Below are 15941 nucleotides of genomic sequence, written 5' to 3'. Positions count from 1 at the left end.
TGAACAGAAAGAAGCTTTTTATGCTTATCTCAACGATCCCTACCACACTCATAGAAGTTACGACATCTTAAAATAATTCTATTTAATACTTCAGAGAGGATATTTTTCAGACGCATTCACTCAACCTACCCCAAGCCGGGCAACTGAATCGTCACTGAAGTCCCCCGGTTTACGTTGGAGGTGATCTGGAGAACCCCCTGGTGCAAATCAATGATTTTCTGCGTGATGGCCAGGCCAATGCCGTAGCCCGGCACGTCATCGACATTGCCACCCCGGTAAAGCGGATCAAGAATGTGAGCGGCATCGGTTTCGGTGATGCCGCGCCCCTGGTCGGCAACGGTCACGGTAATTTGGTCTTTTGTGACTTGCAAATGCACCGAAACCGCTTCGCTGGAATATTTGCAGGCATTGTCAAGCACGTTCAGGAAAGCCGTTGTCAGCAAGGTAGCGTTGCCTTTCACCGTAAACGATTCTTCCTCATCCGCCCTGAATTGCAGGTTCAGGTTCTGGCCCGGATACTTGGCCTGTACATGCTCAATGGCGTTGAGCAGGCAATCGTCCACCTGAACGGCGGTCAGGGCAACGGGGCCATCGGTCACTTTGGCCAGGCCCAGCAACCCGTTGGTCAGGGCAATCACTTTTTTCAGTTCTTCAACCGCCACTTCCATGCTCTCGCGCCAGTCGGCGGGGTTCTGGTCATACCGCAGGGAGGTTTCCAGCGTACCCAGGGTGTTGGTGAGCGGGGTGCGCAGTTCGTGCGATGCGTGGGCGACAAAGCTGCGCTGGGAGACAAACGCATCTTCAAGCCGAAACAGCATCTGGTTGAACGTCATGGCAAGCTGGGCAATTTCATCCCGGCGGTTTCCCTCATGAACCCGCTTGTGCAGTTGCCGGGCGGTAATCTGCTCCACCTCATCCACAATCTGGGCAATCGGTTTCAGCACGCCACCTGAAAAATACCACCCGGCCAGCACGATCAGCGCAAACCCCAGCAGATTGGCCAGCAACAGAATTTGTTGCAGCGTTCCGAGTTTGGCCAGGCCGATCCGGTCATAACCCGAGGCAAAAATGTAAAAGAGCTGTCCGCCATGCCGGTATGGAATCACGATCGATTCGAGGTGACCACTTTTGAATTCAAACAGCGATTCGGTGGTCAGGAGCGGTATTTTTTCTTTGTAGTACTCCGATTCTTTCAGCGTCCGGTTGGTAAAGACCAGATTGTGCCGCTGATCGTAAATGCTGATTTGCTCCTCCACGATGGTGAGCAAGTCGGTACGCACCATGTTTTTAAAAAAGTCATCGTGGAGATGTCGCCGGGAAATCAGCAGACGTCCGGCAACGCGGGCTTTCGACTCCAGCCGGCTGTAAAACTCCTCCCGACGGTACAGCGAATAGAAATACCACACCAGCAGCGACAGCGTGAGCTGGATGGCCGTAGCCAGCAGTGTAAAAACGATCGTCAGGCGGTTTCGAATCAGCATACCTATCGGATTAATCCTCCCGGAGAACGTACCCCATTCCAACAATGGTATGCAACAACCGGGGCGAAAAATCTTTGTCGATCTTTTTGCGCAGGTAGCTGATATACACATCGATCACGTTGCTGTTCGTGTCGAAATTCAGACTCCAGACCCGTTCGCTGATGTCTACCCGCGAGATGATTTTCCCTTTGTTGAGCATGAGGTATTCGATGAGGGCGTATTCGCGGGTGGTCAGGTCGATGCGCTTTCCCGCCCGGGTCACGGTTTTGGTGTCCAGGTTCAATTCCAGATCGGCCAGCCGGAGGATTTGCTTTGGCCGGGAGCCACTCCGGCGCGTCAACGCCCGAAGCCGCAGCAGCAGTTCCTGAAACTCAAACGGTTTGGCCAGGTAGTCGTCGGCCCCGGCGTTAAAACCGTCCGACTTGTCGGCCAGACTGTCGAGCGCGGTGAGCATCAACACGGGGATTGTCTCATTTTCCGAGCGAATTAGACGACACAACTCAAAACCGTTGATTTGCGGAAGGTTGACATCCAGGATGATGAGATCGTAAATCTCCCGCCGAAACAGGTCCAGCCCGGCCCGTCCATCGTAAGCAACTTCAACTTCGTAACCTTCGGCCGATATTCCTTTGCGGATAAAAGAAGCCAGCCGCTCTTCATCTTCAACAAGCAGGATTTTCATCAGCGTTTATCAGTTGAGTAGTTTACAAGACACCGGGCTTTCAAAGAATTAAACCCGGTAGCCAAAACACGCCGTCGCCGATCCAACGGTAGCGATTGTTGACCAAAAACCGGTTCGGATACCGCTGAATGGTATACAGCACGGCGCTCATCATGCCCTGAATAATGGCCGCCCGCTGGGCAAACCGGTCGTCGGCCATGAAAAAAATCACGAGTGCCAACACCGTTATCACCACCGTCAGCGTCCGCAGCACCACATCGCTCCGGTCGAAGCCCCAGATCGTCGCCAGCGAGTAGGAGGTGTCTGGCAATTCGTAGGCTTCCATCACCGAAAACAGCAGCAGGTTCTGGAAAACGATGAGCAGAAACAAAATTCCCAACCCGATTTCGGACCAGCCGATGGTTGGTTTTTGAGCCCACGAGCTGCCCCAGACGCCGATGGTATAGACGAGCGTCACCGCCGGTTCTTTCCACGCCAGCCGGGCATTGTAACCCGACAAACGCGAGACACCCCAGACGTAAGCCCCGGAAACCAGTGCCAGCCCGGCCCCAAACCACAACACCGTCCGGGGTAACCAGAACATCAAAATGATGGAAACCCCAATCAGCCCAACCAGAACTCGAAGTAATACAACCTGATTATCAGCATGAAACCGGTGACGATGGGTTAGCGGTGCGTTAACCGCCAAACCCTTCCGGACATCGTACAGGCGGTCGGCGGCATAAATAACAAACACACAAATCGCCAGTAAAACCGTTGTTGCCCAACCAACCGGCTGGTGGCCGTCGGGCAAACGCGCCACCATGATATGGGAAATCACCGCGCCGGCCACCACATCGAGACTGAGGTAGTGCGCTTTTTGCAGCAGGTGTTTAATTGAGTAAAAGAACTTCATATACTGGTTTTGTCCCGTCCTCAGGGGTGGAACAAAAATAAATTAATGAGAAAATGGCAGTCGGGCCGGTCGTTGTTCGAGGATCGTGACGGGATCGCCAACACGCAGGAGTCCCGTCGTTTCAGCCAGCACATTCTGGCCGAACAGGATTTTGCTGTCCAGCTTCCGGTACGTCGCCAGCGTTTTGAGCGGTTCTTTTCCCTTTTGGCCCGAAACCGGATCAATGGTTGTCAGCACGCAGCGGGCACAGGGTTTTACGCCGTAGAACGTCAATTCGCCAATTTTGAAATGGTACCAGGTATCTTCGTCGTGCGGCAAAACGCCCTCTACCACCAGATTGGGCCGAAAACGAACCATCTCGAGCGGTTGTTCCACCCGGCGGTTCAGTTCATCGAGCGAATTCGTACTGATGACCAGATACGGAAAACCGTCGGCAAAACTGACGACGTCATCAGGCTGGGCATACTTCGGATCGACCGGCCGGAGCGAGTCATCGGGCATGTAGACCAGGCGGCACGAAAAACCGAGCAGTCGGCTAAACCAGGCATCCGCTTCCGGGCTAACGACCAGTGAATCAATGGCCTGACGATCCCACACATACGCCATCAGGGATTCTTGCGTCGTTTTTCCCAGGGGAATTTCCAGCACGTCATCCGGGCGATGGCGGTGGTAAACCCGCAGATGCCGGTCGGTCAATTCAACCTCAACCAGTGCCATGACGGTATTTTCCCGTTGCGTCAGAAATGTCCCGTCGGGTTTCACCAGCATCCATCGGCGGTCGTAGCGGAAGCCTTTCGGTTCCACCACGGCTTCAGAAAGCGAAATACCGCCCAGCGATTTGATGGGGTAAATCCGGATTTCTTTTAAAACAGGTGTGTTCATGCGTCAAAGGTAAGGCGGTGTTCGATGGGTAGCAAAACCGTTTTACCAACGCGGCAGCGGACTCACTTCCTGCGACGTAAATTCACCCTTCAAATACTTGAAATGGGCTGCCATCGCAATCATAGCTGCGTTATCGGTACAGTATTCGAACTTCGGAATATAGACGTTCCAGCCCTTCTGCTGCCCCAGTTCAGCCAGCGATGTCCGCAACCCGGAATTGGCCGAAACGCCACCCGCCAGTGCAATTTCCCGAATGCCGGTTTGCCGGGCGGCTTTCCGCAGTTTGGTCAGCAGAATTTTGATGAGCGTGTGCTGAATGCTGGCGCAAATATCCGGCAGATTCTGTTCGATAAAATCCGGATTGGCTTTCACACGGTCGCGCAGGAAATACAGAAAGGCGGTTTTGATGCCACTAAACGAAAAATCCAGTCCCGGCATTTCGACCTCCGGAAACGGGTAGGCCAGCGGGTTGCCCTGCTGTGCATACCGGTCGATGAGCGGGCCACCCGGATAAGGCAGATTGAGCAGTTTAGCGGTTTTATCGAAAGCTTCCCCCACGGCATCGTCCTGGGTTTGGCCAATAATTTCCATGTCCAGATGATCCCGGATGAGTACAATTTGCGTGTGTCCGCCACTGACGGTCAGGCACAGAAACGGAAACTGCGGAATGGCCTGTTCGTCAATGAAATGAGCCAGAACGTGGGCCTGCATGTGGTGGACTTCGATGAGCGGAATATCCAGCGCCAGGGCCAGGGCTTTGGCAAACGATGTGCCGACCAAAAGTGACCCTAATAAACCCGGGCCGCGCGTAAAAGCTACCGCATTTAGCGCGTTTTTCTGTATATTTGCTTCATGCAGCGCGCGTTCGACGACCGGTAAAATCCGTTGCTGATGCACGCGCGAAGCCAGTTCGGGGACGACTCCGCCATACTGTTCGTGGATTAACTGCGTGGCTACAACATTGGATTGTATTTTTCCGTTAACACATACAGCAGCCGACGTCTCGTCGCACGAAGATTCAATTGCCAAAATTGTCATTTTTCAAAATTACTGAATAATGGACAATGAACCGCGTCGGCGGACCGAAATGAAAAACCTTTTGCGGTCCTTCTGATTTCTGTCTGGAACCAACACGCACGAATTGTCATTCATTATTCACCGGTCATTGTTCATTGCATCTGGATGCGTTCATTTTTCACCATACTTCTCAAAACCCTGCTCTACACCGTTCTGGTGGTCTTGCTGGTGGTCGGAATTGTGGGAGTCAGTCTGCAAATTCCGGCAGTTCAGACGAAACTGGTGCGTTACGCAGCCCAACGGGTTTCCGAGAAGCTGCTGTTCCCGGTCGACATTCAAAAAATCGATATTAATTTTTCGTTCCCCAACGTCTGGGTCAACTCGGTTACGCTGGAGGAAGTCACGATCCGTAACCGCGATCTGAAACCGATGATCCGCGTTGGTCGACTAGAAGTTACCCTCGCTCTCGAAACGCTGATCAACAACTCCTCCACCGATATTCACCTGGATGAAGTGCTGCTCTACCAGCCCCAGGTCGATCTGGTGAAAGACGCCAAAACCGGCAACCTGAACATCGATGACTTTCTGGAGCGGATCAACGAGATGACCCGCGATACGACCAAACCGTCCATCGCCAATCAGAATATCCCGTTTACCATTGGCAAAGCCACCCTGGTCGATGGAAAGTTTACGTACCACGACATGCGGAAACCGACGATGGGCGGGCGACTTTTTGACTACAACCACTTTCTCGTCAGCGGTTTAAGTGCCAACCTGAACAGCTTTCTGCTGCTGGGCGATACCATTGCCGTCAACATCGGCCGCATGAAAGGCTTTGAAAAACAGGCCAATCTACGGATTCACCGGCTCGATACGAAGTTCCTGTATTGTGCGAAGGAAATGCGGCTCGACAGCCTGTTTGCCCGCATCAATGGGTCGACGGTTCGCAATCGTCTGGTTTTTTCGTACGACAGTTTTTCGGCTTTCAACGAGTTTAACGACGAAGTTGTGATGCGGGCCAACCTGCGGAATGCCGTCGTTCGGGCGCAGGATCTGGCTCCGTTTACATCGTATTTCAACACCAATTTTGACGTCGCCCGGGCAACGGGCGATTACTTGGGTCGGATTCGGAATTTCAAAGTAACCAACGCCGACATCCGGTTTGGCGCCAACTTCCGGAGTCGGCTGGTGGGCGATCTGGCCTTCAAGGGCTTACCGGACAGTGACGAAAATACCGTGGTCGATTTTCGATTCAAGCCTTCGCAGGTCAATATGGCCGACATTCGCCCGTATTATTCCGACTCGGCTTTCAACTCCATTGCCAAAAAGCTTGGAACGGTCGATTTTGCCGCCACCTTTGCCGGTCGCTTCATCGATTTCAAAACCGTCGGAACGTTTAAAACGGGCATTGGGACGGTTTCGGGAGACCTCGCACTGCACCTGAACGGCGATCAGCGGACCACCTACAGTGGCAATCTGAAGCTGTCGGACATCAACGTCGGTTCGCTCATCGACCAGCCGGATCTGCTGCAGAAGGTCGACGGGCAGGGCAAGTTTGTGGGTCGCGGATTGACCATCAAAGACGGTTCCCTCGATCTGAATGCGCAATTTACCCGCGTCGGTTTTCAGAAGTACAACTACCGCAACCTGGTTGTTCAGGGGAATTTACAGCAGTCTTTTTTCCGGGGGCTGGTCAGCGTCAAAGACACGAACCTGACCTTCAACCTGAATGGGGCCTTTGACCTGCGGGGACCGAAAAACCTGTTCGATGTGCGCGGCACAGTTCAACAGGCGAATTTCCTGGCCACGAACCTGCTGGACGACAGCCTGATTGTCCGGAGCGATCTGGATGTTCAATTGCAGGGCAACACGCTCAACGAACTGGTCGGCAACGCCCGGCTGCTGAATACGTTTGTCACCTACGGAAAACGCAGTCTGGTGCTGGACACACTGTTCATGTCGTCGGCCATTACCGGCAATGAACGGTCGATCAACATCAATTCCGATTACCTCGACGCCGACCTAAAAGGCAATTTTCAGCTAACGCAGGTCGCCGACGATCTAAACCGCATTGCGAAGGAATACCGCCTTAATTTTGCCGGAAATGCCGCCGGGCTAGCCGCCTATTACCAGGAAAAACTGCGAAAACCGCTGTCGGTTACGCCCTACAACATTGATTATTCTTTCCTGCTGAAAAATTCGCAGCCCCTGCTCACCCTCGTTTATCCATCGCTTTACGTGTCGCCCAACACAAAGCTGGAAGGCCGGTTTGGGGTCGATCAATCCTCACTGCTGACGCTGAACGGCACGATTGATACCCTGAAATTTGATGAATACAATTTTTACAAAAGCACCGTCGACCTCAATACGTCCAAGTTCGTCAACTCGCCGGATGTACTGGCGTCGCTGATCATCAATTCGACCCAACAACAATTCGGTTCGCTGGCGGCCACCGAAAACTTACAGGCCGAAGCCTCCTGGGATGTGAACCACATTGATTTCACGACCAGTCTGCAACAGCAGAAAAGCACCAACCGGGCCGATCTGAACGGGTCGCTGACGTTTAAGGGCGATGCCATCGACATCGAACTGGAACGCTCGAAGTTTCGGCTGCTGGACAGTACCTGGACGATTTCACCCGAAAATCTGATCCGGGTGGTCGGGCCGGAAATTACCGTCCGGAATCTGGCGGTTTCCAACCGAAACCAGTTGATCTCGGTCAGCGGAAAAGCTTCGCAGGACTCGTTACAGACGCTGGATATCGAGACCAAGAACTTCTTACTGGAAACCCTGAATCCGGTGCTGAAAACCAAGGTTTCGGGCGTTGCCAACGGGAAAGTGGCCGTGCGGGGGCTTTACGGTTTGCCATTGCTGGACGGAGCTATTACCATTGATTCCCTGAAATACAATGATTTTCTGATCGGCAATGTCGTCAACCGCAGCACGCTCGACCAGTTGAACCGGATCAATCTGGACACCCGAATCCGGCGACTCGACCGCGAAGTGCTGGCCATTACCGGCATGTATACGCCGGGTGAATCGGCCGCGAATCCCCTCGACCTGAAAGCGGTTATGGAAGGTACTGATCTAAGGCTGGTAGAACCGTTTGTCAAGGATATTGCCTCGAACATCAGCGGAACCGCCACCGGAGTTGTTACAATAAAAGGGAAAGCCGGTAGCCCGGTGCTGGGAGGTACGGTCGACATTACCAACGGAAAACTGACCCTTGATTACCTGAAAGCAGATCTCGGTTTTTCGGATAAAATCTACTTTGGCCCCAGTGAAATCGTTGCCAAAAACATGGTTTTGACGGATCTGAACGGCGGGCGGGCCACGTTGCAGGGCGGGGTATTTCACGACGGTTTCAAGTATTTTACGGTGGATCTGAACGTCGTGGACATGAAGAATTTCAAGATTCTGAACACGACGCTCAAAGACAACGACCAGTTTTATGGCACCGCCGTGGTGAGCGGGCGGGCGGGAATCGAAGGCCCATTCGACAATCTGGCCATTCGTGCCAACGTCACCAGCAACCGGGGAACGCGGATTTACATTCCGCTCGACCAGGCGGCTTCGGTTTCCCAGGAAGAAGTGATCCGGTTTATCAACGTCAATCCGGCCCATCGCGATAGTGCCAACACCCAGCCCGAGGTCGATCTGTCAGGCATTCGGATGGATTTCAACCTGTCGATTACGCCCGACGCCTACTGCGAAATTCAGTTGGACCGCCAAACTGGCGACATCATCAAGGCCTACGGCAGCGGTCAGTTGGCAATGCGGATCGACACCAAAGGCGATTTCACGATGACGGGGGCCTACGAAATTCAGCAGGGCGAATACACTTTCACGTTTGAAAACGTGATCAACAAACGGTTTCAGATGCTGCCCAACAGCCGCATCACCTGGACCGGCGACCCGTATGAAGCAATGGTCGATGTCAAAACCGCCTACACGCAATACGCTTCGCTGGCACCGATTCTCCAGTATTATTCGTCCAATTCGTCTAATAACCCGGATCGTACCCGCCGGTACCCGGTCGATTTGCTGATCAATTTAAACGGTCGGCTGCTGGCTCCGGATATTTCCTACGATCTGAAAGTCAAAGAATACCCGCAACAGCCGGACTTCCGGCAGGCGGTGGCGGCTTTTGAGTCGCGCCTGCAAAGCAACGATCAGGAACTGGGCCGTCAGGTAAGCAGCATTCTGCTGTTCAGCCAGTTGGCTCCCGGCGAAGGCCTGGGCCTGATCGATCCGGCCTCGCCCACGAGCAGCAATGTGGTGGGTTCGGGACTCACCAACAGCCTGAGCGAATTGCTTTCGAACCAGATCAGCCGCCTGGCTTCCACGCTGGATAAGAACCTGGATGTGGGCGTTTCGCTGAATGGTCTGGACCAGAATCTGGTCAATAACCTCCAGGTTCGACTTTCGTACCGCTTTAACGACCGGTTCCGCATCAGCCGGGATGGCGGTTTTACGTACGGACAAAACCAGACCAGCGTGGCCAGTCTGCTCGGCGAATGGACGCTGGAATACTGGCTCTCGCCCGATGGTCAGCTCCGGTTGAAAATGTATAACCGCAACCAGAACCAGCTCGGTTCGCTGAATGCCACGACCTACGGAACGCTGACGACCGGGGGCGGAATGAGTATTCAGTACACCCGTTCGTTCAACCGGCTGTTTGGCCCTGCTCCAGAGCCGCCCCGCCCCGGCATTCAACCCCTTCCCACGACGCCCGGACAACCCACCGCCCCGGCCCTTCCCTCCCGGGCTACCTCCGCGCTTCGGGAGCGAGATGATCATCAATTGTAATGAATTAGGGTATAAAAAACGGTTCTATTGATCATCCTTACGGGATTTTTTGCATTCTATTATCCTACTTTCGGCGGGTTACAACCGCTACAAAATGGATCATCCCTACGGGATTATTCTACGGTATTGGTTGCCTATTATTCGGCGGGTTAAAACCCACCGCTACAAAATGATTCATCCCTACGGGATTTTAACTCGTCATAGATTTCCAAACCCCATCCCGGAGGGATGATTCATCTTGTAGCCCCCGGTTGAAACCGATGGTAAAGATTATAAGGAAAGAATACCATAGATTATTTGGCAATACGAAGAACTTACATAAATCTATAGAGTTACCGAAACCTTTTTAAAGTTAATAGCTGTTGTTACAGCAATACGGTTCCGCGCCATCTCTCCTTCGATTTGTTCAATTTTCAGTCAAAGTAGCCCTCTACTTTTCCCGATTATCTGTCATGTGGATTGTCCGTTTAGCGCTTGAGAAAAAGTATACCATCGCCGTGATGGCCCTGCTGATTCTGATTATGGGCGTTGTTTCCATCGTGCAGATGCCCACCGACATTTTCCCGCGCATCAACATTCCGGTTGTATCGGTCATTTGGGGCTATACGGGCCTGTCGACCAACGAGATGGAGAAAATGATTACGAACTTCAGCGAAACGGCGATCATCAACAACGTAAGCGATATTCAGCGGCTGGAATCACAGACGTATAACGGCACCGCCGTATTGAAGGTGTATTTTCAGCCTTCAGTCAAGATTGAGGAGGCCATGTCGCAGGTGACGGCCATTGCCCAGACGATTCGCGTCCGAATGCCGCCCGGCACCCAGCCCCCGCTGATTGTCCGGTATAATGCAACCGACGTACCGGTTTTGCAATTGGGGTTGTCGAGCGATAGTCTGACCGAATCCCAAATCACAGACTATGGGGTTACCCGGATTCGACCACAGATTTCTACCGTGCAAGGCAGCCGTTTATCCCAGCCGTTCGGGGGGAAGACGCGCCAGATCATGGTTGATCTCGATCCCGATCTGCTGATTTCGCGGGGCGTTACACCTGAAGAAGTGGTCAATGCGGTTTCGGCCCAGAACCTGACGTTGCCCAGCGGCCAGTTGCGGCTGGCCGAACGTGAATATGTGGTCCGGCTGAACACCAAACCGGATGTGATCGAGTCCCTGAACGATATTCCGGTGAAAGCCGTCAACGGTGTCACCATCCACATGCGCGACGTCGCCAACGTCCACGATGGTTCGTCCATCCAGACCAACGTCGTGAAACAGGACGGCGGTCGGGGCGTGTTGATGAGCATTGTCAAAATCGGAAATGCCTCGACCACGGCCATTGTCGATAAAATCCAGAATGAAATCATCCCGACCCTGCGCGCAGCCGCGCCGAGCAACCTGAAGATTGTCGGCCTGTTCGACCAGTCGGTTTTCGTTCGGGCGTCCATTCACGGCGTGGTGGTCGAAGGCCTGATTGCGGCTTTGCTAACGGCGGTCATGATTCTGCTGTTTCTGGGAAGCTGGCGCAGCACGCTCATTGTGGCGGTTTCAATTCCACTTTCGATCCTTGCCTCCCTGACGGTTTTGTATTTGATGGGCGAAACGCTCAACATCATGACCCTGGGCGGTCTGGCCCTCGCCATCGGTATTCTGGTCGATGACGCTACGGTTACCATTGAAAATATTCACCGCAACGAAGAACTGGGACTGCCACTTCGGGAAGCGATACTGGAAGGTGCCCACCAGATTGCGACGCCAACGCTGGTGGCCACGCTGACGATTTGTATCGTCTTCGTCTCGGTTCTGTTTCTGGAAGGCCCCGCCCGGTTTCTGTTTGGCCCCCTGGCCCTGGCCGTCGTTTTCGCCATGATGGCCTCCTATCTCCTGTCGCGGACGCTGGTGCCGATGATGGCGGATCTGATGCTGCGCGAGGAATCTCACACCCCCACCCTGTCAGGGTCTTCGACCGCTGACAGGGTGGGCGCTGACAGGGTGAATTTACATACTCGCTTCAACCGGGGGTTTGATCGGCTGCAAAACCGTTACCTCAAAGCACTGGAGTGGGCGTTGAGCCACCGCAAGTCCGTCCTGGCGGTATTTGTCGTTGTTGTGCTGTTTACGTCGGCGATGCTTCCCTTCATTGGCCGCGACTTTTTTCCCAGCGTCGACGCGGGGCAGTTCCGGCTGCACCTGCGGGCACCCGCCGGGAGTCGGCTGGAGGAAACCGAGCGAATTGCCAGTCGCACCGAAGCGCTCGTCCGTGAGGTGATTCCGGGCAAAGAAGTGGGTTCGATCATCAGCAACATCGGTTTGACCAGCGAGCGGTATAACTTCATTTTTTCGGATAATTCGTCGATTAGCCCCGCCGATGCCGAACTGCTGGTGTCGCTGAACGACGAAAAAAGCCGCCCTACGCAAGACTATGTCCGAAAACTCCGTCAGCTTTTCCGCGAAGAATTGCCGGATGTCACCTTCTTTTTCCAACCCGCCGACATCGTCAGCCAGATTCTGAACTTCGGGTTAACGGCACCGATCGACGTGCAGGTTATGGGCTTCGACCGGGGGAATAACCTCAAAATTGCCCGGGAACTCCAGCAGAAAATTGCCCAGGTACCAGGAGCCGTGGATGTTCACCTGCATCAGGTGCTGGACGCACCGGAACTGTTTGTCAACGTCGACCGGGAGCGGGCCGGTCAACTGGGTCTGAATGAGCAGAAAATTGCGACGAACCTCATGATTTCGATGAGCGGAACCGCGCAGGTGACGCCCAACTTCTGGCCCGATCCGCAGACCGGTTTTCCGTATCTGATTGCCGTTCAGACACCACCCCATCGCCTGAATACGCTCGATAAGATGCTGCAAACGCCAATGGCGGTGAGTCAGGGTCGCTCGACTCCGCAGCTCCTGAGCAACGTTACACGTGTGGAGCGAAAACTGTCGCCGGTCATCATCAACCGTGTCAATACCCAACCCACTTACGACATTTATGCCTCCGTGGAACGCACAGACCTCGGTGCGGTTTCCGATGGCATTGAAAAAATTCTGGCCGAATACCGCAGCCAGCTAAAACCGGGTAATCAGATTCTGATTCGGGGTCAGGTAGAAAGCATGAACAGTGCTTTTTCACGATTAGGCATCGGGATCGTCTTTGCCGCCATTCTGGTGTATCTGCTGATGGTGGTCAATTTCCAGTCGTTCCGGTATCCGTTCATCATCATTACGGCGCTTCCGGGGGCGCTCTGCGGCATGGTCTGGCTCCTGTTCCTGACACATACCACGTTCAGCATTCCGTCGCTGATGGGGGCCATCATGAGCGTCGGGGTAGCCACGGCGAATAGTATTTTATTGGTTAGCTTTGCAAAAGATCACCTGCCGGACGTCAATTTCAATGCCCTTGAAGCCGCGATGGAAGCGGGCCGAACCCGTTTGCGCCCCATTCTGATGACGGCCATTGCCATGGTCATCGGAATGTTACCGATGTCGTTGGGCATTGGCGAAGGCGGGGAGCAAAATGCTCCGCTGGGCCGGGCCGTCATCGGCGGTTTGCTCCTGGCGACGTTTACTACGCTGCTGTTTGTACCGGTGGTTTTCAGTTATTTAGCAGGCAAGAAACCAACCCGGTTATAGTCTATAAACCATACATTTGAAACTCTTTCAATTCCCAACCATGCGACGCATCTGGATTTGGTTCGTACTTTTAGGATTGATCCTGCTGTTTGTCTTTGTCGGGGTTCTGCCGCGCATTCACAATGCGCAGGAACTCCGGGAGGAAGCCGATGCGCAGAAAAACCGGCAGGAACTGGTCACGGTTACGTCCGTTAGCCATTCCGACGACTCGACCGGTTTGCTGTTGCCGGGCCAGATCATGCCCTTCCGCGAAACGCCGGTCTACGCCCGTACACAGGGTTTTCTGAAACGGCGGTTTGTCGACATCGGTTCGAAAGTCCGCAACGGTCAGATGCTGGCAACGGTGGAAGCCCCTGAACTCGATCAGGAGCTGATCCGCGCCCGCGCTGATGTCCGGCTGGCCCAATCGAACCTGGATCGGCTAAAAAGTGTGAGCCTTCCCGGTGCTATTTCCCAGCAGGATCTGGACAACCGGCAGGCCACTTACGAGATGAATCAGGCCAACCTCCTGCGACTGGAAGCCCTGAAAGCCCTGCAGGAAATCCGGGCACCGTTCAACGGCATCATTACCGCCCGCAACGCCGAAGTTGGCAATCTGGTTTCAACGGGCAGTGGCGGGGCGATCCCGATGTTTACGATTTCGCAACTGGACACGCTCCGGGTGTATGTCGATGTACCCCAAACCTATTATCAGTTGATCAAAATCGGGATGACGGCATCGATCAACGTACCGGAACTGAATAAAACTTTTACCGGAAAAGTCGTTCGCACATCCGGTACCTTACGCACGGAATCGCGAACTTTGCTGGCCGAAGTGGCGATTCCCAACCGGAACCAGGAACTGGTATCGGGATTATACGGACAGGTGAAATTCAGTCTGAACACGATTCACCCGCCCGTGCTCATTCCGGCGAATACGCTGCTGGTGACATCGGAAGGACCACGCATCGTGGTGGTGCAACCCAACCGGGTGCTGCGTTTCCAGCCCATCACCCTGGGGCGTGATTTTGGAACGACCCTCGAAGTATTGGACGGCCTGAAAGGGCAGGAACAGGTAGTGACGAACCCCAACGACCGGCTCAAGGACGGGCAGCAGGTTCGGATTAAGGTGCAGGAACAGGCTTCTGCGACAAAACAAAAAGTATGAGAAAATCGGCGCTTTACAGTTTAATGCTTTTAATGCTTGGCAATACGGTTGCCCACGCGCAGTCGGCGGCTTCTTCGGGAAGCGCTTCGGGCGGTTTGGTGGCTTCCGCATCCTTTCAAACCAATACGGTTCGCGACGGTTGGGCGGTTTTTCGGGACCGGACGCTGGATTCCCTGATTGATCTGGGTCTGACCAGCAACCCCGACATCCGGGTGGCCGTCAACCGGGTCGAGGAAGCCCGGATACGGGTTCGGGTGGCCGAGTCATTCCTGTCTCCGTCGGTTCGTAGCAGCCTGAATTTCAATACCCAAAGCCTATCGCAATACCGCCCGATTGCCATTCCGGTCGCCACCGACAAACTGCCCCGTTTGCAGCTCAACTCGTTGCAGGTTTTGCCCATCGACGCCAGCTACGAAGTGGATTTGTTCAAGCGGATTCGCAATACCGTGCGGGTTACCGACTTGCAACGGCAGGTGACAGAATCGGATGTGCAGATTACGCAACTGATCGTGGCTTCGGAAGTGGCCCGGCTTTATTACCTCATTCGTGCCAACGACAGCGAGCAGGCCGTCATCCGGCGCAACATCGGCCTTCGGGATTCCACCATTTCCATCATCCGCGCCCGTTTTCAGGCCGGTTTGACCAACGAAATCGACGCCAAACGGGCCGAAACCGACATTGCCAACGTCCGGGTTCAGTTGCTGGGTCTGGAGCGCAGCCGCACCGAACTCGTCAACGGTTTGTCGGGCCTCTGTGGGCAGGATCCGGCCACCTTCAGTGTCCCTGTCGGGCGGTTAGGAACCGCTTTTCCGGAATTGCCTTTCACCGCCATTTCGGCCGATCAACTGCGCCGTCGCCCGGATCTGTTCCAGGCCGAACAGCAATCGCAGGTGGCCAATGTCCAGATTCTGGTCAATCGGGCGGCCCTGTATCCCCGCATCAATCTCGTGGGAGCCGGAGGAACTTTGACGGGCCGCATCGGTACGTTGTTTTTCCCGGCCAGTATGACCTACTTGCTTGGGTTCAATGCCAGCGTGCCCCTGTTTGAAGGAAAACGGAATCAACAGAACATCCGGTTGGCTCAACAGCAATACAAAACCGCGGATGCCTCCTATCAGCAACGGATGCTGGTGGCGCAACGCGAAGCCGAAACCGCCCTCGACAATCTGCAAAGCATGCGGGCGCAAATCGACGCTCAAAACCTGGCGCTTGAATCGGCCCGGTATACCGAACGACTCAACCGGGAACTGTATACGAAAGGCCTGACGACGTTTCTGGAAGTGCTCGATTCGCAGCGCACCGTCCTCGACTCCGAACGCCAGTTGGTGTTGTTGCAGGGCCAACGCGCGTCGTTCACCGTCGCTCTGCTGAAAGCACTGGGGGGAAGTTTTTAACGATTACG

9 protein-coding genes are annotated in these 15941 nt (G+C 54.2%); 4 read left to right on the top strand and 5 right to left on the bottom strand.

Features of this window, described 5'->3' with window-relative positions; genetic code table 11:
- Positions 1-125 precede the first annotated feature (125 nt).
- The 5 genes from DUE52_RS26075 to tsaD are packed head-to-tail and all read right to left on the bottom strand — an operon-like array spanning position 126 to position 4978.
- Complete coding sequence (locus DUE52_RS26075) at positions 126-1481, bottom strand: sensor histidine kinase (RefSeq protein ID WP_114409023.1); 1356 nt, start codon at positions 1479-1481, stop codon at positions 126-128.
- Positions 1482-1491: 10 nt separating this feature from the next.
- Entirely contained in the window at positions 1492-2163 is a 672-nt protein-coding gene (locus DUE52_RS26070) for a response regulator (RefSeq protein ID WP_114409022.1), read from the bottom strand.
- Positions 2164-2203: 40 nt separating this feature from the next.
- The gene (locus DUE52_RS26065) at positions 2204-3058 is read right to left on the bottom strand and encodes a hypothetical protein (RefSeq protein WP_229312311.1); all 855 of its coding nucleotides are present in this window, start codon (positions 3056-3058) and stop codon (positions 2204-2206) included.
- 42 nt (positions 3059-3100) lie between these two features.
- A complete protein-coding gene (locus DUE52_RS26060) occupies positions 3101-3940 on the bottom strand; it encodes an MOSC domain-containing protein (protein ID WP_114409021.1) in 840 nt (279 codons plus the stop codon).
- A gap of 42 nt (positions 3941-3982) precedes the next feature.
- The gene (tsaD, locus tag DUE52_RS26055) at positions 3983-4978 is read right to left on the bottom strand and encodes a tRNA (adenosine(37)-N6)-threonylcarbamoyltransferase complex transferase subunit TsaD (protein ID WP_114409020.1); all 996 of its coding nucleotides are present in this window, start codon (positions 4976-4978) and stop codon (positions 3983-3985) included.
- A gap of 144 nt (positions 4979-5122) precedes the next feature.
- Between tsaD and DUE52_RS26050 the strand changes: the two genes are divergently transcribed.
- The 4 genes from DUE52_RS26050 to DUE52_RS26035 all read left to right on the top strand — a co-directional run bounded on the left by DUE52_RS26050 (position 5123) and on the right by DUE52_RS26035 (position 15933).
- On the top strand, positions 5123-9766 hold the full coding sequence (locus DUE52_RS26050; RefSeq protein ID WP_114409019.1) for a translocation/assembly module TamB domain-containing protein: 4644 nt from the start codon (positions 5123-5125) through the stop codon (positions 9764-9766).
- 452 nt (positions 9767-10218) lie between these two features.
- Positions 10219-13392: an efflux RND transporter permease subunit gene (locus tag DUE52_RS26045; RefSeq protein ID WP_114409018.1), complete on the top strand. Its 3174-nt coding sequence runs from the start codon at positions 10219-10221 to the stop codon at positions 13390-13392.
- Between the two features lie 40 nt (positions 13393-13432).
- Complete coding sequence (locus DUE52_RS26040) at positions 13433-14539, top strand: efflux RND transporter periplasmic adaptor subunit (protein ID WP_114409017.1); 1107 nt, start codon at positions 13433-13435, stop codon at positions 14537-14539.
- A 23-nt stretch (positions 14540-14562) separates the two neighbouring features.
- Positions 14563-15933: an efflux transporter outer membrane subunit gene (locus DUE52_RS26035; RefSeq protein ID WP_165841041.1), complete on the top strand. Its 1371-nt coding sequence runs from the start codon at positions 14563-14565 to the stop codon at positions 15931-15933.
- Positions 15934-15941: the final 8 nt, after the last annotated feature.

This window comes from Larkinella punicea, assembly GCF_003334855.1.
Taxonomy (GTDB): domain Bacteria; phylum Bacteroidota; class Bacteroidia; order Cytophagales; family Spirosomataceae; genus Larkinella; species Larkinella punicea.
This window is presented reverse-complemented; position numbering and strand designations above follow the sequence as displayed.

Coding starts and splice junctions, on each gene's coding strand:
- DUE52_RS26075 (WP_114409023.1), bottom strand. CDS start 1,481: ATGCTGATTCGAAACCGCCTGACGATCGTTTTTACACTGCTGGCTACG.
- DUE52_RS26070 (WP_114409022.1), bottom strand. CDS start 2,163: ATGAAAATCCTGCTTGTTGAAGATGAAGAGCGGCTGGCTTCTTTTATC.
- DUE52_RS26065 (WP_229312311.1), bottom strand. CDS start 3,058: ATGAAGTTCTTTTACTCAATTAAACACCTGCTGCAAAAAGCGCACTAC.
- DUE52_RS26060 (WP_114409021.1), bottom strand. CDS start 3,940: ATGAACACACCTGTTTTAAAAGAAATCCGGATTTACCCCATCAAATCG.
- tsaD (WP_114409020.1), bottom strand. CDS start 4,978: ATGACAATTTTGGCAATTGAATCTTCGTGCGACGAGACGTCGGCTGCT.
- DUE52_RS26050 (WP_114409019.1), top strand. CDS start 5,123: ATGCGTTCATTTTTCACCATACTTCTCAAAACCCTGCTCTACACCGTT.
- DUE52_RS26045 (WP_114409018.1), top strand. CDS start 10,219: ATGTGGATTGTCCGTTTAGCGCTTGAGAAAAAGTATACCATCGCCGTG.
- DUE52_RS26040 (WP_114409017.1), top strand. CDS start 13,433: ATGCGACGCATCTGGATTTGGTTCGTACTTTTAGGATTGATCCTGCTG.
- DUE52_RS26035 (WP_165841041.1), top strand. CDS start 14,563: ATGCTTTTAATGCTTGGCAATACGGTTGCCCACGCGCAGTCGGCGGCT.